Source organism: Alkalihalobacillus sp. CinArs1 (assembly GCF_947387515.1).
Classification (GTDB): Bacteria; Bacillota; Bacilli; order Bacillales; family Guptibacillaceae; genus Guptibacillus.
The window spans coordinates 1,185,370-1,203,355 of record NZ_CANDOB010000002.1; the positions used below are offsets into that span (position 1 = coordinate 1,185,370).

The 17,986-nt window shown below is 42.8% G+C and carries 20 protein-coding genes; 19 read left to right on the forward strand and 1 reads right to left on the reverse strand.

Going from position 1 to position 17,986, the window contains the following annotated elements:
• Positions 1–15 precede the first annotated feature (15 nt).
• The 8 genes from sdaAA to rnc all read left to right on the forward strand — a co-directional run bounded on the left by sdaAA (position 16) and on the right by rnc (position 7,519).
• Entirely contained in the window at positions 16–903 is an 888-nt protein-coding gene (sdaAA, locus tag PFZ69_RS14835) for an L-serine ammonia-lyase, iron-sulfur-dependent, subunit alpha (protein ID WP_270181833.1), read from the forward strand.
• 4 nt (positions 904–907) lie between these two features.
• Positions 908–2,941, forward strand: a complete 2,034-nt coding sequence (gene recG / locus PFZ69_RS14840; protein WP_270181834.1) for an ATP-dependent DNA helicase RecG — start codon at positions 908–910, stop codon at positions 2,939–2,941.
• Between the two features lie 121 nt (positions 2,942–3,062).
• Positions 3,063–3,620 (forward strand): transcription factor FapR, encoded by a 558-nt coding sequence (fapR, locus tag PFZ69_RS14845; RefSeq protein ID WP_270181835.1) that lies wholly within the window; start codon positions 3,063–3,065, stop codon positions 3,618–3,620.
• 17 nt (positions 3,621–3,637) lie between these two features.
• A complete protein-coding gene (gene plsX / locus PFZ69_RS14850; RefSeq protein WP_270181836.1) occupies positions 3,638–4,639 on the forward strand; it encodes a phosphate acyltransferase PlsX in 1,002 nt (333 codons plus the stop codon).
• Entirely contained in the window at positions 4,639–5,580 is a 942-nt protein-coding gene (gene fabD / locus PFZ69_RS14855) for an ACP S-malonyltransferase (RefSeq protein ID WP_270181837.1), read from the forward strand. The genes plsX and fabD overlap by 1 nt, the downstream gene beginning before the upstream one ends.
• A 2-nt stretch (positions 5,581–5,582) precedes the next feature.
• The gene (gene fabG, locus PFZ69_RS14860) at positions 5,583–6,323 is read left to right on the forward strand and encodes a 3-oxoacyl-[acyl-carrier-protein] reductase (protein WP_270181838.1); all 741 of its coding nucleotides are present in this window, start codon (positions 5,583–5,585) and stop codon (positions 6,321–6,323) included.
• A 73-nt stretch (positions 6,324–6,396) separates the two neighbouring features.
• Positions 6,397–6,630 carry an acyl carrier protein gene (gene acpP, locus PFZ69_RS14865; protein ID WP_270181839.1) on the forward strand — a complete coding sequence of 78 codons (234 nt, stop codon included), beginning with the start codon at positions 6,397–6,399 and terminating at the stop codon, positions 6,628–6,630.
• A 97-nt stretch (positions 6,631–6,727) separates the two neighbouring features.
• Complete coding sequence (rnc, locus tag PFZ69_RS14870; protein WP_270181840.1) at positions 6,728–7,519, forward strand: ribonuclease III; 792 nt, start codon at positions 6,728–6,730, stop codon at positions 7,517–7,519.
• 35 nt (positions 7,520–7,554) lie between these two features.
• On the opposite strand, the gene PFZ69_RS14875 is transcribed toward rnc, so the two are convergent.
• Positions 7,555–7,779: a DUF1128 domain-containing protein gene (locus tag PFZ69_RS14875; RefSeq protein ID WP_270181841.1), complete on the reverse strand. Its 225-nt coding sequence runs from the start codon at positions 7,777–7,779 to the stop codon at positions 7,555–7,557.
• A 187-nt stretch (positions 7,780–7,966) separates the two neighbouring features.
• Here PFZ69_RS14875 and smc point away from each other — a divergent pair, with 187 nt between their 5' ends.
• The 11 genes from smc (at position 7,967) to lepB (ending at position 17,978) form a co-directional block, all read left to right on the forward strand.
• Entirely contained in the window at positions 7,967–11,530 is a 3,564-nt protein-coding gene (gene smc, locus PFZ69_RS14880) for a chromosome segregation protein SMC (protein WP_270181842.1), read from the forward strand.
• An 18-nt stretch (positions 11,531–11,548) separates the two neighbouring features.
• Positions 11,549–12,541 (forward strand): signal recognition particle-docking protein FtsY, encoded by a 993-nt coding sequence (gene ftsY / locus PFZ69_RS14885; protein ID WP_270181843.1) that lies wholly within the window; start codon positions 11,549–11,551, stop codon positions 12,539–12,541.
• Positions 12,542–12,659: 118 nt separating this feature from the next.
• Positions 12,660–12,974, forward strand: a complete 315-nt coding sequence (locus tag PFZ69_RS14890) for a putative DNA-binding protein (RefSeq protein ID WP_270182063.1) — start codon at positions 12,660–12,662, stop codon at positions 12,972–12,974.
• Positions 12,975–12,986: 12 nt separating this feature from the next.
• Positions 12,987–14,336: a signal recognition particle protein gene (ffh, locus tag PFZ69_RS14895; protein WP_270181844.1), complete on the forward strand. Its 1,350-nt coding sequence runs from the start codon at positions 12,987–12,989 to the stop codon at positions 14,334–14,336.
• An 84-nt stretch (positions 14,337–14,420) separates the two neighbouring features.
• The gene (gene rpsP, locus PFZ69_RS14900; RefSeq protein WP_270181845.1) at positions 14,421–14,693 is read left to right on the forward strand and encodes a 30S ribosomal protein S16; all 273 of its coding nucleotides are present in this window, start codon (positions 14,421–14,423) and stop codon (positions 14,691–14,693) included.
• Positions 14,694–14,773: 80 nt separating this feature from the next.
• Complete coding sequence (locus PFZ69_RS14905) at positions 14,774–15,001, forward strand: KH domain-containing protein (RefSeq protein WP_270181846.1); 228 nt, start codon at positions 14,774–14,776, stop codon at positions 14,999–15,001.
• Positions 15,002–15,109: 108 nt separating this feature from the next.
• Positions 15,110–15,499, forward strand: coding sequence for a YlqD family protein (locus PFZ69_RS14910; protein WP_270181847.1), 390 nt, complete (start codon positions 15,110–15,112; stop codon positions 15,497–15,499).
• A gap of 19 nt (positions 15,500–15,518) precedes the next feature.
• Entirely contained in the window at positions 15,519–16,040 is a 522-nt protein-coding gene (rimM, locus tag PFZ69_RS14915) for a ribosome maturation factor RimM (RefSeq protein WP_270182064.1), read from the forward strand.
• A 1-nt stretch (position 16,041) separates the two neighbouring features.
• The gene (gene trmD, locus PFZ69_RS14920; RefSeq protein WP_270182065.1) at positions 16,042–16,776 is read left to right on the forward strand and encodes a tRNA (guanosine(37)-N1)-methyltransferase TrmD; all 735 of its coding nucleotides are present in this window, start codon (positions 16,042–16,044) and stop codon (positions 16,774–16,776) included.
• 125 nt (positions 16,777–16,901) lie between these two features.
• A complete protein-coding gene (gene rplS, locus PFZ69_RS14925; protein WP_224882090.1) occupies positions 16,902–17,246 on the forward strand; it encodes a 50S ribosomal protein L19 in 345 nt (114 codons plus the stop codon).
• 168 nt (positions 17,247–17,414) lie between these two features.
• Entirely contained in the window at positions 17,415–17,978 is a 564-nt protein-coding gene (gene lepB, locus PFZ69_RS14930; protein ID WP_270181848.1) for a signal peptidase I, read from the forward strand.
• The last annotated feature ends 8 nt before the right edge of the window (positions 17,979–17,986 follow it).

The window sequence follows — 17,986 nt, forward strand, 5'->3', positions numbered from 1 at the left end:
AGAGGAGGAATCGCTATGTTTCGTAATGTAGCAGAACTAGTTGAGCTAGCACAATCAAGAAATGTGCCGATCTCAGAAATTATGATCGAACAAGAAATGGAAGTTAGGGGTTCGACTCGTGAACAAGTCGTAGGTCAAATGGAAAGGAACCTTGAGGTGATGGAGCAAGCTGTAGAGCGTGGTATTACAGAAGACGTTCGGTCTCACTCTGGTTTAACGGGTGGAGATGCTGTCCTGCTTCAAACTTACTTAAAATCCGGAAAATCCCTTTCTGGTGAAACGATGCTCGATGCAGTTAGTAAAGCGATGGCAACAAACGAAGTAAATGCAGCGATGGGTACGATTTGCGCAACGCCAACGGCTGGTTCAGCAGGGGTTGTTCCTGGAACATTGTTTGCGATCAGAGAAAAGGTGAATCCAACAAGAGAACAAATGGTGAACTACCTCTTCACATCAGGAGCTTTCGGATTCGTTGTTGCGAACAATGCTTCCATTTCAGGGGCTGCAGGTGGATGTCAAGCGGAGGTTGGTTCAGCTACAGGTATGGCTGCAGCTGCAATCGTTGAACTTATGGGTGGAACACCTGAACAGTCTTCACACGCTTTTGCAATCGCGCTTAAAAATATGCTTGGGTTAGTATGCGACCCAGTTGCTGGTCTTGTAGAAGTTCCTTGTGTAAAGAGAAATGCAATGGGTGCATCGAATGCTCTCGTAGCAGCAGATATGTCACTAGCAGGAATAACAAGCCGGATTCCTTGTGATGAAGTGATCGATGCAATGTATAAGATCGGTCAAACGATGCCATCTGCTCTACGTGAAACAGCGCAAGGAGGTCTTGCAGCAACACCGACTGGACGAGAATTAGAAGCCAGGATCTTTGGAGTATCCCTGGATAAGAAATGAGTGAATGAAGGTGACTGAACTCACGAAAATCAAAGGAATAGGTGATGAGAAAGCTGCTTCTCTATCATCGATCGGAATCAATAGCATATCGGATTTAATAGAATATTTTCCTTTTCGATATGAAGACTATGAACTGAAAGATTTAGCAGATGTTAAGCATGAGGAGGGAGCTACACTTGAAGGAAAGGTTCACAGTGAACCTGTCGTTCGCTACTATGGAAAGAAAAAGTCTAGACTGTCTGTAAGGCTGTTAGTGGGAAGATTCCTCATTACAGCCGTTTTTTTTAATCGTGCTTTTCTTAAAAAGCAGTTCTCACTTGGGCAGACGGTCACCGTAACTGGGAAGTGGGACCAACATAAGATGACCTTATCCGCTTCTGAGATTACTTTCTCGACTCACGACCCAGATGGTACGATCGAGCCTGTGTATCCAGTAGGTGGAGACATAACTGTGAAAGCGATCAAGCGCTACATTCAGCTCGCTTTAAAACAATTTGCAGGTGAAATCGAAGAGACGCTCCCCCCTCAAATGCTAGAGCGGTACAAGCTGATGAATAGAAGAGAAGCGATCGAGACGATGCATACACCACAATCGCACGATCATTTAAAGCAAGCGAGAAGAAGGTTCGTCTACGAGGAGCTGCTGCAATTTCAACTGAAGATGCAGCTGTTTCGAAAGAGGGAGAGAGAAAACACGAAGGGCTCTTCTCACCATTATAGTAGAAAGGATCTGGAGGGATTTATTAAGAGTCTTCCGTTTCCTCTAACAGGAGCACAAAATAGAGTGGTAGAAGAAATCTTGAACGACATGGAAAGCCCGTATCGTATGAATCGGTTGCTTCAAGGGGACGTAGGTTCAGGTAAAACGGTCGTAGCAGCGATCGGACTCTTTGCTACGTACCTCTCAGGGAATCAAGGTGCTTTGATGGTACCAACAGAAATTCTTGCTGAGCAGCATTTTGAATCGTTTGAAGACCTTTTAGGAGACAGGCTGAACGTAGAACTGTTAACTGGTTCGATAAAAGGCAAGAAACGGAGAGAGCTTCTTGAACGGTTGGCAAGTGGAGAAATCGATTTGTTGATCGGTACTCATGCGCTCATTCAGGATGAAGTTGTTTTTAAGCAACTTGGTTTAGTCATTACCGATGAGCAGCACCGCTTTGGTGTTATGCAGAGGAGGGTGCTAAAAGAAAAAGGTTTGACTCCGGATGTGCTTTACATGACAGCGACACCGATCCCTCGAACGCTCGCCATCTCTGTATTTGGTGATATGGATGTATCGACAATCGATGAGATGCCTGCTGGCAGAAAGCCGATCGAAACGTATTGGGCTAAGCCAGATATGCTCTCGAGAGTGCTTGACTTTGTAACGAAAGAGCTTGATCAAGGCCGTCAAGGGTACGTCATTTGTCCTCTTATTGAAGAGTCAGAGAAACTGGATGTCCAAAATGCAATCGATGTTCATGCTCAAATGCAAACCGCACTGCCTAACTATCAAGTTGGATTGATGCATGGAAGACTAAGTTCTGATGAAAAGGAAGCCGTAATGGAAGCCTACAGCCGAAATGACGTTCAGCTATTGGTATCGACAACGGTTGTTGAAGTCGGCGTAAACGTACCGAACGCGACGATCATGGTCATTTATGATGCCGAGCGTTTTGGGTTAGCGCAGCTTCATCAGCTACGAGGTCGAGTAGGACGAGGGAGCAATCAGTCCTACTGTATTTTACTTGCTGATCCTAAATCCGAAGTCGGGAAGGAACGCATGCAGATCATGACAGAATCGAACGATGGCTTTGTGCTATCACAGCGGGACCTCGAGCTTCGTGGCCCAGGAGATTTCTTTGGAAGAAAACAAAGTGGTTTGCCGGAGTTCAAAGTTGCCGATCTTGTCCACGACTATCGCGTCCTTGAAGTTGCACGTCAAGACGCTTCAGCACTCGTTGAATCTACGGCGTTTTGGGAAGATGACGCTTATCGTCGCCTTAGAACCTATTTATCAAACGAGGGGGTTTTAAGTGGCGAAAAGCTTGATTAGCTTGCAAAATTGCGCCTTACATTATATACTACGTTTTAGGACCTAGTCATAAGACTGAGATAAAGAGGATCATAGGATCCTCTTTATCCGTTTATTAATGCTAGATAGGCGGCGGTAGAGAGTGAAGAGGAGTAAGAGAGAACGTCAAACGTTATTAAAAGAGACAATCGAAAAAACACCTTTTATAACCGATGAGGAACTTGCAGATAAATTTAACGTGAGCATTCAAACAATCAGATTAGATCGCCTTGAACTATCTATTCCAGAATTACGGGAGCGGATCAAATATGTTGCCCAGCAGCAGTTTGATGAGGTGAAAGCTCTCCCGATGGAGGAAGTGATCGGTCAAGTCATCGACCTACAGCTAGATGAAAATGCGATTTCAATTCTAGATATCCGACCAGAACATGTTTTTTCTAGAAATAATATCGCTCGAGGCCATCACCTTTTCGCACAAGCGAATTCTTTAGCAGTTGCGATTATCAATGATGAGCTTGCCTTAACTGCAAAAGCGAATATTCGTTTTTCAAGACAGGTTAAGGAAGGCGAACGAGTGATAGCCAAAGCAAATGTTACCGACAATAGTAAAGGAAGAACAACGGTCGAGGTCAATAGCTTTGTTCAGAATGAAAACGTATTTTCGGGTGAGTTTGTGATGTATCGCTCTACTAAACCTTGAAAGGAAGCTGAACTAACATGAGACTTGCAATAGATGCGATGGGTGGGGACAATGCTCCTAAAGCGATCATCGATGGGGTTTATGAAGCCTTAGAAACGTATAAAGATCTTTCAGTAACCATCGTAGGAGACGAAAATCAAATCAACCCCTTACTATCTGGGAGTAAAGAGCGAATAACAGTATTACATACGGATGAATACATATCGTCAGAAGATCAGCCAGTACGTGCAGCAAGAAGAAAGAAGAAAGCGTCGATGGTACTCGCTGTTAACGAAGTTAAAGAAGGTCGAGCGGATGCTTGTATTTCTGCAGGAAATACAGGAGCACTCATGGCAGCCGGTTTGCTCTATGTAGGACGGATCGAGGGGATCGAAAGGCCAGGCCTTGCTCCAACCCTTCCGACGATCGATGAAAAAGGTTTTCTTTTACTTGATGTTGGTGCGAATATGGACGCAAAGCCTGAACACTTGCTTCAGTATGCACAGATGGGTGCTGTTTATGCTGAAAAAGTTCGAGGAATCGACTCTCCTCGCATCGGCTTATTAAACATCGGTACAGAAGAAGGCAAAGGGAACGAACTTAGTAAACAAGCATTCACATTGTTACAAGAAAGTGGTTTGAATTTTGTTGGTAACGTTGAATCACGAGATATATTGAGCAATGCAGCTGATGTCGTCGTATGCGATGGGTTTTCCGGAAATTTAGTACTTAAAACGATCGAAGGAACCGCACTTACGATGTTTACAATGCTTAAAGAAGAGCTCACAAGTTCTTTCACAAGTAAGGTAGCTGCTGGAGTGCTAAAGCCTAAGTTGAAGAATTTAAAAAACAAGCTTGACTACTCTGAGTACGGTGGAGCTGGATTGTTTGGCTTACGAGCTCCAGTTATTAAAGCTCATGGCTCCTCAAACGGGCGTGCTGTTTTCAGTGCAATAAGACAAGCTAGAATGATGGTAACAGGAAATGTCGTAACTGAAATCAAAACTTCTCTTGAAGAGAAGCAGGAAGGAGATCAGTAATGGGAAAAACAGCGTTTTTATTTCCGGGTCAAGGTTCACAAGCGGTAGGAATGGGGAAAGATTTTATCGAAGTTTATTCTGCTTCAGAAAAGATTTTCAGCGAAGCGGATAACCGTCTCGACTACGACCTTACGAAACTAATCATGAACGGACCGATCGAAACCCTTACAAAAACAGAGAACACACAGCCAGCTCTTGTAACAACGAGTGTAGCAGTTCTAGAAGCGCTTAGAGAAAAAGGGATTACGCCAGATTACACCGCTGGACATAGTCTCGGTGAATACTCTGCACTAGTTGCTTCTGGTTCTATGTCGTTTTCTGATGCTGTCTATGCTGTTAGAAATCGAGGTCTTTACATGGAGGAAGCTGTTCCTGCAGGTGAAGGAGCGATGGCAGCGATCATGGGCATGGACCGTGACGAACTTCAAAAGATCGTAGATGATGTGTCTGAATCGACTGACACTGTTCAGCTAGCCAACTTGAATAGCCCTGGTCAAATCGTTATTTCTGGTGCAAAAGCCGGAGTTGAAAAAGCGTCTGAAGTCGCGAAGGAAAATGGCGCGAGGAGGGTCATCCCTCTACAAGTCAGCGGACCATTTCATTCAAGCTTAATGAAGCCGGCAGCTGAAAAGATGTCTGCAATCTTAGATTCCATCACGATTTCTGATGCTACAGTGCCAGTCATCGCAAACGTATCAGCAGAACCTTCTACATCAGCTGAAGAGATCAAGAGCAACTTGCTTCAACAGATTTATTCACCTGTTCTATTTGAAGATACGATTCGTAAACTGATGGATCTCGGTGTTGATCGATTTATCGAAGTAGGACCAGGAAATGTTCTTTCAGGATTAGTTAAGAAAGTAAACCGACGTGCATTTGTTCATGCGGTGAGTACACCCGAACAACTTGATCAACTAATGGAAAAGCTAGGGGAGGAATAATCATGGCAGAGAAAAAATCGGCACTCGTTACTGGCGGATCTCGCGGGATCGGACGAGCTATCGCACTTGAACTTGCTTCAGAGGGAATGAACGTAGCTGTTAACTATGCCGGTAGTGAAGCGAAAGCGAACGAGGTTGTTGAAGAAATCAAAGCTGCTGGCGGACAAGCCATTGCGATCCAGGCTAACGTTGGTAATATGGAAGAAGTACAAGGAATGGTTAAGGAAGTTATCTCGGAGTTCGGTAGTCTCGATGTTTTGGTTAACAACGCTGGGATAACGAGAGATAACCTATTGATGCGTATGAAAGAGCAAGAGTGGGACGATGTGATCAATACGAACCTCAAAGGTGTATTTAACTGTACGAAATCGGTGACTCGCCAAATGATGAAACAGCGCTACGGCCGTATCATCAATGTAGCGTCTGTCGTTGGTGTTGCAGGAAATGCAGGGCAAGCTAACTATGTAGCTGCCAAAGCAGGCGTGATCGGCTTAACTAAAACGACCGCAAAAGAACTTGCTAGCCGTAATATTACGGTCAATGCTCTTGCTCCTGGGTTCATCGAAACCGATATGACAGATGAACTATCTGAAGAAGTGAAGAGCGGAATGAAAGGTCAAATTCCTCTTGGAAGACTTGGGGCTGCAGAAGATATTGCAAAAGCAGTAAAGTTTCTTGCTTCTGATGACGCAAACTATATCACCGGTCAAACCCTCCACATCGATGGCGGAATGGTGATGTAACAGAAGAGAAAAATTGTACATCTAGTTTTTTTCTTTTAGATATCCTATAATAGCTTGAGGGGAGGTGAGTATAATGGCAGATACACTAGAGCGTGTAACAAAAATCATCGTTGATCGTCTTGGAGTTGAAGCGTCTGAAGTTAAACCTGAAGCTTCTTTTAAAGATGACCTTGGTGCCGATTCCCTGGATGTTGTGGAATTAGTTATGGAGCTTGAAGATGAGTTTGACATGGAAATCTCAGACGAGGACGCTGAGAAGATCGTAACAGTTGGCGATGTAATTGATTACATAAATAGCCAAAATTAATATTCGGGAATTTCCTGAATTGGTGGATTAAGCCCCGTATATGCGGGGCTTTATTCCCTTTCTATGTAGAAGATTTTGATTAGTCGTGGAGGTATTTATGTCCAAATCACACAAACACACACATAAAACAAAAAGACGTTTTAAACCTAAGCATTCACGACAACTCGTGGTTGGGGACACTGCGAAAGATAAGTTCGCTCAGTTTCTAAAAGAAATTGATGTTTCTTTTAATAATGAGCAACTTCTTTACCAGGCATTTACTCATTCATCGTATGTGAATGAGCATCGACTGCATCCGCAGATGGATAATGAACGTCTAGAATTTCTTGGTGATGCTGTACTTGAACTTACAATATCACGGTACCTGTTTGAAAAATACCCGAATATGAGTGAAGGAGAGCTAACGAAGCTAAGAGCGGCCATCGTATGTGAGCCATCGCTCGTGCAGTTTGCTAACGATCTCAATTTTGGGCACCTTGTCCTTCTTGGTAAGGGTGAGGAAATGACGGGTGGAAGAGCAAGACCAGCACTTCTTGCCGATGTGTTCGAATCATTTATATGTGCACTGTATCTTGATCAAGGCATAGAAGTGGTCTTTGAGTTTCTAGAGAAGTTTGTCTATCCGAAGATTAACGCCGGTGCTTTTTCGCATGTGATGGATTATAAAAGCCAGCTTCAAGAAGTGATTCAGCGTGAAAGCCTTGGGGTCATAGACTATGTCATCACGGATGAAAAAGGGCCAGCGCACAACCGAGAGTTTGCGTCCAAAGTAACGCTTAACGGAGCTGACCTCGGGATCGGGGTAGGTCGTTCGAAGAAAGAAGCTGAACAAAAGGCTGCACAACAGGCGCTTCTCAATTTAAAAGAAAGTAATCAAAAAGAATCCTGATCAACAGGATTCTTTTTACGTATGTGGTCATCAGATTATGTTGTGCGTAGCTTACCAAGTTCTGCAAGCAACGCCTGCATTTCACCCGGTGTAAGCGAATCTTTCTTATTGACCATCGTATAGATTTCATGAATATCTTCGTAACGAGAAAGGTCGAAAGATTCTGGTTTGATCATGGCGGCGTTAATTACTTGAAGTTTTTCTTTAATGCCTTCAACCATAAATGCAAGGTTTTCTTCTGTCTTGTTAGATAGATCCATTATGTACCACCTGCCTTTTTACACAATCTGGCTCTAAGCCCTTCGTCAGTTGAAGGATTAAGGAGCTTTTCCTATTGTAACATGGATCACGCATTGTATCGTAGGCTATAGGAATTTATGATAAAATAAGACAGTTAGTTCAAGAGATAGCATACATAGATATGAAACAGATGAGGGGGAAAAATTGATGTTCCTCAAACGATTAGATGTAGTCGGCTTTAAATCATTCGCCGATCGAATTTCAGTAGAGTTTGTTCCAGGAGTTACATCAGTTGTCGGTCCAAACGGAAGCGGCAAGAGTAATATAAATGACGCGATACGATGGGTGCTAGGCGAGCAGTCTGCAAGGTCACTCAGAGGATCAAAGATGGAAGATATCATCTTCTCAGGTAGTGAGTCACGAAGAGCTGTCAATCTTGCAGAAGTAACATTGACTCTCGATAATCATGACCAATACCTTCCGATCGAATACAACGAAGTTAGCGTAACGAGAAGAGTCTATCGCTCAGGTGATAGCGAGTACTTATTAAACAATCAAACTTGTCGCCTTAAAGATATCATCGAACTTTTTATGGATTCAGGTCTTGGTAAGGAATCGTTCTCAATCATCGGACAAGGACGTATTGAGGAGATATTAAGCAGCAAGTCTGAAGAAAGAAGAAAGATTTTTGAAGAAGCGGCAGGCGTTCTTAAATATAAAACGCGTAAACATAAAGCAGAAGCAAGGTTAAAAGAAACAGCGGACAACCTACACCGCGTGGAAGATATTCTGTATGAACTCGAAGATCAAGTAGAGCCATTACGTATCCAAGCTTCGATAGCGAAAGACTACCTTGAGAAAAGGGAAGAGTTAGAAAAGATCGAAGCAGCTCTAACCGTTCATGAGATCGAAGAGTTTCACGCTGCTTGGAAAAAGAAATCTGCTGAGTTCGATGAGTTGAAACAGAAAGAATTGGAGATCTCAGAGTCGGTTCGGGTTAAGAAGGAAGAACTCGAAAACGCAAAGCAAGAATTGCTCATAGCTGAAAACAATATTGAGCGTTTCCAGCAAACCCTACTCGAGACAAGTGAAGAACTTGAAAAGCTCGAAGGGAAAAGAGAAGTCCTTAAAGAACGAAAAAAGAACGCTCATCAGAATAAAGAGAATCTCAAAGAACGAATCAACTTTTTAAACGAAAAGAAAAGCTACTATGAAAATGAAATCACTCAGCATCGAAGCAGGTTTGAGCGCCAGAAAAAAGAATTAGCTCAATTGAAAGATCAGCTGAAGAAAGAAACTGAGTTACTTGCTGATGTCGAGCAAGATATCGAACAAGAATTAGACCGAATGAAGTCTGATTACTTTGAGCTGTTGAATGAACAAGCATCGATTCGTAATGAAAATCGCTACATTCAAGATCAGCTCACTGTTCTTTCACAGCGCAAAAAGCGATTGGATGATGACAATCATAAATTCATTAAACAGCGGACGGATGTAGAAGATAAAAAGAAAGAGCTCACTAAATCTCTAAAAGTTTCAAAAAAGAACCTCGAAACTCATGTTTCATCGTTTTATAAAAGAAAGCACGACGTAGAAGAAAAGAAAAAAGCTCTCGGAGAAAAAGAATCAAAACTCTATCAAGCTTATCAATATATTCAGCAATATCGTTCTAAGAAACAAATGCTTGAGGAAATGCAGGAAGATTACGCTGGTTTCTATCAAGGTGTTAAAGAAGTGCTGAAGGCTAGGAATGACCTTGAAGGAATAGAGGGTGCGGTCGCGGAGCTTGTGACGGTACCAAAACAAGTGGAGACAGCACTGGAAACAGCTTTAGGTGGTGCGATGCAAAGCGTTGTCGTAAGTGATGAACGAGCAGGGCGCGGAGCGATATCATTTTTAAAGAAAAATCGTTCAGGACGGGCAACGTTTCTTCCGCTAACCGTCATTCGGTCGAGGAAGGTTTCAGGATATGATTATGAACGCGTGAAGAATCACGAGGCGTTTGTTGGCGTCGCATCAGACTTAATCGAGTTTGATGAGAAGTATCGCAACGTCCTAGAAAACTTATTAGGTTCGGTCCTTGTAGCAAATGACTTAAAAGGTGCGAACGAACTAGCTAAAATCGTTCAGTACAAGAACCGTATCGTGACGCTCGAAGGTGACGTTGTAAACCCGGGTGGTTCGATGAGTGGAGGAAGTGTGAAGCAAAAGTCTACTTCTCTACTTAGTAGACAGCGTGAACTGGAAGTTCTAGAAACAAAGCTTGCAGAGATGGAAAAGAAGACGTTAGGTGTAGAAAACGAAATTCAGCGTGAGAAAGCAGAGCTTGAGAGACTCGAATCAGAGCTTGAAACGATGAGGGAGCACGGTGAAAATCTCCGACTGGAAGAGCAGTCACTTCTAGGAGACTTAAGAGGAATCGAAGGTGAAGAGCGAAATACGAACGAACGACTTCAGCTATATGATCGTGAGAAGAACGCGATCGAAGAAGAAATAGAAACGCATGAAAGCAGGAGCGACTACTTATCGAACCGTTTAGAAACGATCTCAAAGCAAGCCGAGGAACTAGAAGAGAAGATCGAAGCACTAACGCTGAAAAAGCAATCTCAGCAGACGTCGAAGGAAACCATCCAAACAGAAATCACTGAGTTAAAAGTGAAGGTAGCTGAACATCAGCAGTCCTTTCAGAACCAAAAAGAAACGCTCGATCGCCTTTCTTCAGAACAAAAGGAAACGACGAATCAGTTGAATGAAACGATGGAAGAGCATTCCTTACTAAATGAAGCGATGACATCTAATTCAACTGGTGAAGAGAAGCTTGATGAAAATATCAAGAAATTAAGAGAAGAAAAAGACGGTTTGTTAGCTTCACTACAAGAAGAAAGAGAAGTGAAAACAAATCATCAGCGAACGATCGATGTGATAGGTAGTGAACATGAAGCAGTATCGAATGAGGAAAAGCAGATAGCAGGGTTACTGCAAGCTGCTGAAGTACAAGTGAACCGTTTAGACGTAGAACTTGAAAACCGTCTCACGATGCTAAGTGAAGAGTATGGATTAACGTATGAAGCAGCGAAAGAGAAGCATGTGCTTAAGATCGATGCTAGTGAAGCAAAGAAGAAGTTAAAGCTGATCAAGCTTGAAATCGATGAACTAGGGACGGTTAACATTGGTGCGATCGATGAGTTTGAGCGTGTGAATGAGCGCTATACGTTCTTAACAGAGCAGCAAAAAGATTTGTTACAGGCAAAAGATACGCTTTATACGGTAATCGATGAGATGGACAAAGAAATGAAGAAGCGTTTTCAAGATACGTTTACGAAGATTCGAACTCAGTTCCAACAAGTGTTTGAAGAATTATTTGGGGGAGGAAAGGCGGATCTCGTTCTCACGGATCCTGAGAATCTCTTATCTACCGGGGTCGATATTCTTGCACAGCCTCCGGGCAAAAAGCTTCAGCACCTTGCTCTCCTTTCTGGCGGGGAACGAGCATTTACAGCGATTGCGCTACTGTTTGCCATCCTGAAAGTGCGCCCAGTTCCTTTCTGTGTCCTAGATGAAGTTGAAGCCGCACTCGATGATGCAAATGTGAATAGGTTTGCGAGATATTTGAAACAATTCAGTGAGAAGACACAGTTCATCGTCATTACGCACCGTAAGGGTACGATGGAGGAGTCAGATGTTCTCTATGGTGTGACCATGCAGGAATCAGGCGTTTCAAGGCTTGTGTCAGTTAGACTTGAAGATTCGAAACAATTAATATCGCAATAAGACTTTGGGGGGATTTCAATGAGCTTTTTCAAAAAGCTAAAAGACAAGTTTACAACGCAATCGGATAATGTGACTGAGAAATTTAGAGATGGACTCGAGAAAACACGAACATCGTTTTCTACAAAAATGAACGACCTTGTAAAGAACTATCTTAAAGTTGATGAGGAATTTTTCGAAGAGCTAGAAGAATTATTGATCAGCGCTGACGTGGGTGTTGCGACAGTAATGGACCTTATCGATGTATTGAAAGATGAAGCGAGAGCTAGAAACATTAAGGACACAGAAGCACTTCAAAGCGTCATTTCTGAAAAGCTTGCTGAATTGCTTCATAAAGAAGAAGATAATTCGTTGAACATTCAAGAAGACGAATTAACGGTCTTCTTGTTCGTTGGCGTTAACGGTGTAGGTAAAACCACTACGATCGGGAAGCTTGCTCACAAGTTTAAGAAAGAGAACAAGAAGGTTCTCCTAGCGGCTGGTGACACGTTTAGAGCTGGAGCCATCGAACAGTTAGATGTGTGGGGCGAGCGGGTAGGAGTCGATGTCGTGAAGCATCAGGCAGGTTCTGATCCTGCAGCAGTCGTGTTCGATGCGGTACAATCAGCTAAGTCCAGAAAAGCAGACATCCTGCTTTGTGATACGGCTGGACGTCTTCAGAACAAAGTGAACTTGATGAACGAACTTGAAAAAGTGAAGCGCGTGATTCAAAGGGAAATCCCGAATGCGCCACATGAAGTCATTCTCGTTCTCGATGCGACGACTGGTCAGAATGCGATGAGCCAGGCGAAGCAGTTCAGTCAATCGACTGATGTTTCAGGAATCGCTCTGACGAAACTCGATGGAACTGCAAAAGGCGGTATCGTTTTAGCCATTCGACATGAGCTAGATATCCCTGTTAAGCTAGTTGGACTCGGTGAGCAAATGGATGATTTACAGGAGTTTGACGCTGATACGTTCGTTTATGGACTCTTCTCATCGATCATCGAAGAAGACGTTGAAAAAGAAGAGTAAAACACGAAAAGATTGTGTTAAGAAAAAATCTTGACAAATGATTTTACGCATAGTAGTATATTTAACGTAAAGGTGATTGCCTTAACACGAGGGGGTGCTACCATTGCTCGAAAAAACAATGCGTATGAATGCGTTATTCGACTTTTACCAGTCGCTCTTAACTCCGAAACAAAGGAATTACATGGCATTGTATTATTTGGATGACTACTCCCTTGGTGAGATCGCAGAAGAATTTCAAGTTAGCCGTCAGGCTGTCTATGATAACATTAAGCGAACGGAACAAATGATAGAAGAATACGAAGCAAAACTATTGCTATTCGAGAGATACAACAAGCGTCAAGAGTTGTTTGAAGAGCTTACTGAAGTGCTCAAGCAAGAGGATTCAAACTCGAAAGCTCTAACATTGATTAAATCTCTCGAAAAACTCGATTAGGAGGCGGCAAACATGGCATTTGAAGGTTTAGCCGACCGACTGCAAGGCACCCTGCAGAAAATTCGCGGCAAAGGGAAAGTTACTGAAGCAGACGTCAAAGAGATGATGCGTGAAGTAAGGTTAGCTCTACTTGAAGCGGATGTTAACTTTAAAGTCGTGAAGCAGTTCATTAATAAAGTTAAGGAGAGGGCTGTAGGGCAGGAAGTAATGAAGAGCCTGACGCCGGGTCAGCAAGTCATTAAAGTAGTTAATGAAGAGCTGACTGCACTTATGGGCGGAGAGCAAAGCAAGATCGCAGTATCAAACCGTCCGCCAACTGTTATTATGATGGCTGGTCTACAGGGTGCGGGTAAAACGACAACTGTCGGGAAGCTTGCGAACCATTTACGAAAGAAGCACAATCGAAAACCTTTACTCGTTGCGGCAGATATCTATCGTCCAGCAGCGATCAATCAGCTAGAAACCCTAGGTAAACAGCTCAGCATGCCTGTATTCTCGATGGGAGATCAGGTAAGCCCTGTCGAAATCGCCACGAAAGCGATCGAAAAAGCTAAAGAAGAGCATTTAGATTACGTACTGATCGATACGGCCGGTCGTCTTCATATCGATGAAGACCTTATGCAAGAACTGAAGGACGTAAAAGAAGCAGTAACACCTGATGAAATCTTCTTAGTAGTAGACGCAATGACTGGACAAGACGCTGTGAACGTAGCCGAAAACTTTAACGATGCACTAGATATTACTGGTGTTGTTCTAACAAAGCTTGATGGTGATACTCGCGGAGGGGCTGCACTTTCGATCAAGTCAGTCACTGACAAACCGATCAAGTTTGCTGGTATGGGTGAAAAGCTTGATGCGCTCGAACCATTTCATCCAGAAAGGATGGCGTCCCGTATATTAGGGATGGGAGATGTGCTCTCTCTAATTGAAAAAGCACAAACTTCAGTGGATGAAGACAAAGCAAAAGAGCTCGAGAAGAAAATGAGAACGATGAGCTTTACGTTCGATGATTTTCTTGATCAACTTGGACAGGTTCGCAGCATGGGCCCTCTTGATGAATTGATGGATATGATTCCTGGGATGAACAAGAAGGCGATGAAAAACGTCAGCGTTGATGAAAAACAAATCGGTCGAGTTGAAGCGATCATTCAATCGATGACCACTCTTGAAAAAGAGCAGCCTGATGTGATCAATGCGAGCCGCAAGAAAAGGATTGCTACAGGCAGTGGAACATCTGTACAAGACGTCAATCGTCTCTTAAAACAATTTGATGAGATGAAGAAAATGATGAAACAGATGACCAACATGTCTAAAGGTGGCAAGAAAAAAGGCAAGGGCATGAACTTCCCATTCATGCAATAAAAACGAAATAAATTTCCTCTTTACAAGAGTGACAATTTATGATATTATATTTATTTATGTGAGTATTTTTTGGAGGTGAAACACATGGCAGTTAAAATTCGTCTAAAACGTATGGGTGCTAAAAGAAACCCTTATTACCGCGTAGTTGTTGCAGATTCTCGTGCTCCTCGTGACGGACGTTTCATCGAGGAAATCGGAACTTATAATCCGGTTGCTAATCCTGTTGACGTTAAAATTAACGAGGAAAAAGCTCTTGATTGGATGCTAAAAGGCGCTAAGCCTTCCGATACAGTCCGTAACCTTTTCTCTAAAGAAGGTCTTATGGAAAAGCTACACAACGCAAAAAACCAAAAGTAACATGACACCGTGGGGGAGGCTTTATCGTAAAGCCTCCTTTGGTGTATTTTTTTCCATCATCTAAAAAGGTGGGGTAATAAATGAAGGAACTCGTTGAAACGATCGTAAAAGCCCTTGTCGATTATCCTGATGAGGTAATGGTTGAAGAACTACCTGGAAGCAAGGAAGTCACTTATAAACTCCATGTTCATACGAACGATACTGGCAAAGTGATTGGAAAGAATGGTAAGGTAGCTAAATCCATCCGAACAGTAATGAATGCAGCAGCAGTGCAATCAGGCACGCGTGTACAGTTAGAAATCGTATAAGGGGAGTCGTACTCCTCTTTTTTGTTGTTTTAAGGGACGTGAATGTTTACATAGTTAACTTATATTGAGTTGCTACCAAATCCCTCTATACCATGGAGGTAAACCGAAATGAATATCATAAAGAAGTATGAAGTGAAGCAGCTGTTGACAGAATCTAGTCGAGCTTTTTATATAGATAAGTGGGATCAAGAGATTGCGATCCTCGATCAAGAACGAGAACAACTTCAATTTGAAAAGAAACGGTTGCAGAAGAAACGGCCCTCTGATAAAGAGTGGATCAGTGAGCAATTCGAGAAGGAATTGCATTCTCGAAATGAGCAAATATCGATTCTTGAATATAAGATTGAACAAATCGAGCAGCTTCCACCAGAAAGCGAACTTCATGAAGGGGAAGTGGATGCCATCCAAAGTATTGAAGTGGGGGATGAGTGGAAAGCTGCTGAACAAAAAGGTAAAATCATTATTAAAGATGGGATTGTGCAAAGCATAACCCCATAGTTCAAACGAAAGGAATTACATCATGACACAATGGTTAAACGTTGGGAAAATAGTGAATACACATGGTGTTCGAGGTGAGGTAAGAGTCATTTCTAGGACTGACTTCCCTGAAGAACGCTACGCTGAAGGGAATAAACTCTTTTTGTTTAAAGAAAACAAAGAGCCGATTCAGTTGGTTGTTCGTTCTCATCGAAAACATAAGCAGTTCGATCTGCTTACGTTTGAAGGGTTACATTCCTTAAATGAGGTCGAGCATATGAAAGAGGGAATTCTTAAAATTAAAGAGGAACAGCTTGGTACGTTAGAAGCAGACGAATTTTATTATCGTGACATCATTGGTCTTGAAGTTCACTCAGACGAAGGAGAATACCTTGGTAAGGTGAAAGAGATTCTTTCTCCAGGTGCGAACGATGTCTGGGTTGTACAACAAGCTAGCGGAGGAAAGGATTTGCTGCTTCCTTACATCAGTCAGGTAGTCAAAAGCGTAGACTTATCGAAGGGTGAAGTGATCGTTCATTTAATGGAAGGACTTCGTGATTAGCATGAAGATCGATGTACTATCGTTGTTCCCTGAGATGTTTACAGGTGTGTTTAATCACTCGATCTTAAAGCGTGCGCAGGAAAGTGGTGCGGTTTCTTATCAAGTGACGAATTTCAGAGAGTACAGTACCAATAAGCATAAGAATGTAGACGATTACCCTTATGGTGGTGGTGCTGGTATGGTCTTAACGCCACAGCCCGTGTTCGATGCTGTCTCATCACTCGCGGATCCTTCAAAAAAACCTCGCGTTATATTGATGTGTCCACAGGGAGAAAGGTTTACACAGTCGAAAGCTGAAGAATTGGCAGCTGAAGACCACCTTATCTTCGTGTGTGGTCATTATGAGGGTTATGACGAAAGGATTCGAGAGCACCTCATTACAGATGAAATCTCGATCGGAGATTTTGTTTTGACCGGCGGAGAACTTGCGAGCATGGTCGTCATTGACAGTGTGACGAGGTTGCTGCCTGGGGTGTTAGGTAATAAGAGCTCAGCACCAATGGACTCATTCAGTAGCGGGCTTCTTGAGCATCCTCATTATACACGACCATCATCGTACGAAGGGCATGCTGTGCCTGACGTGCTTCTGTCGGGAAACCACGCTGCGATCGAAAAGTGGCGTTTAAAGGAATCACTCAGACGAACCTGGACAAGAAGACCAGACTTATTAGAGTCTAAGGAGCTTTCGAAAGAAGAGCAGAAAATCCTTAACGAAATAAAAGAAGAATCTGATTGATTCTCCCTTGTAATCTAATACCTGCTATGCTATGATATTTTTTGTGGCATTAGTCATGAATTACGATGTTCCGCTGTAATGCACCATTATTTATAAGAGCATCTGTGTGGAAGGAGGGTTACTTGATGCACAAGTTAATCCAGGAAATCACAAAAGAACAGCTTAAGTCGGATCTTCCGAATTTCCGACCAGGGGATACTGTGAAAGTTCACGTTAAAGTTGTCGAAGGCACTCGTGAGCGTATTCAGGTATTCGAAGGTGTTGTGATTAAACGACGTGGTGGCGGAATTAGCGAAACGTTCACAGTACGTAAGATTTCTTACGGAACTGGAGTTGAGCGTACATTCCCTGTACATTCACCAAAAGTTGCTAAGCTTGAGGTAGTTCGTCGCGGTAAAGTTCGCCGTGCTAAGCTATACTACTTGCGTGCACTTCGTGGTAAAGCCGCTCGTATTAAAGAAATTCGATAATAATGGTATCTATGAAAAAGGAGCTTGCGCTGTCAGGCTCCTTTTTTCTATTCTATAGGATATCGGTGTCCTATTTGCTATGGTAAAATGAACTGTGCATAGGTTTGTGAGAGGGTATTAAAGGGAATTAATGATTCCGGAACTATCCATCATAGGAGGAGAACGAACATGAGCAGTGAAAAAACAGGAGAGAAAAAAGATTCTTGGGATTGGATAAAAGCATTAGTGATCGCTTTTATACTTGCTGGAGCTGTTCGTTATTTCATATTTGCACCTATCGTCGTAGATGGTGAAAGCATGATGCCGACACTTCATGATCGTGATCGAATGATTGTAAATAAGATAAGTTATAATATTGGTGAGCCAGAGCGCTTCGATATCGTTGTTTTCGAGGCTGTAGAAGGAAGAGATTACATTAAGCGCATCATCGGATTACCAGGTGATAAAATCGAATATAAAGATGATAACCTGTATGTGAACGGTCAACTTGTGGAGGAACCGTATCTAGATACAGCAAAGAACGATTTACTCTCGGGTAATTTGACATATGATTTTGACCTCATCGGTTTAACAGGTGAAACGACTGTACCAGAGGGGCACCTGTTCGTTATGGGGGATAATCGACAACATAGTAAAGATAGCCGTTCGATCGGCTTTGTTTCTAAAGATAAAGTGATTGGAGAGGCGAACATCGTGTTTTGGCCTCTAACAGATATTCAAGTAATGGAATAGGTGGAGAT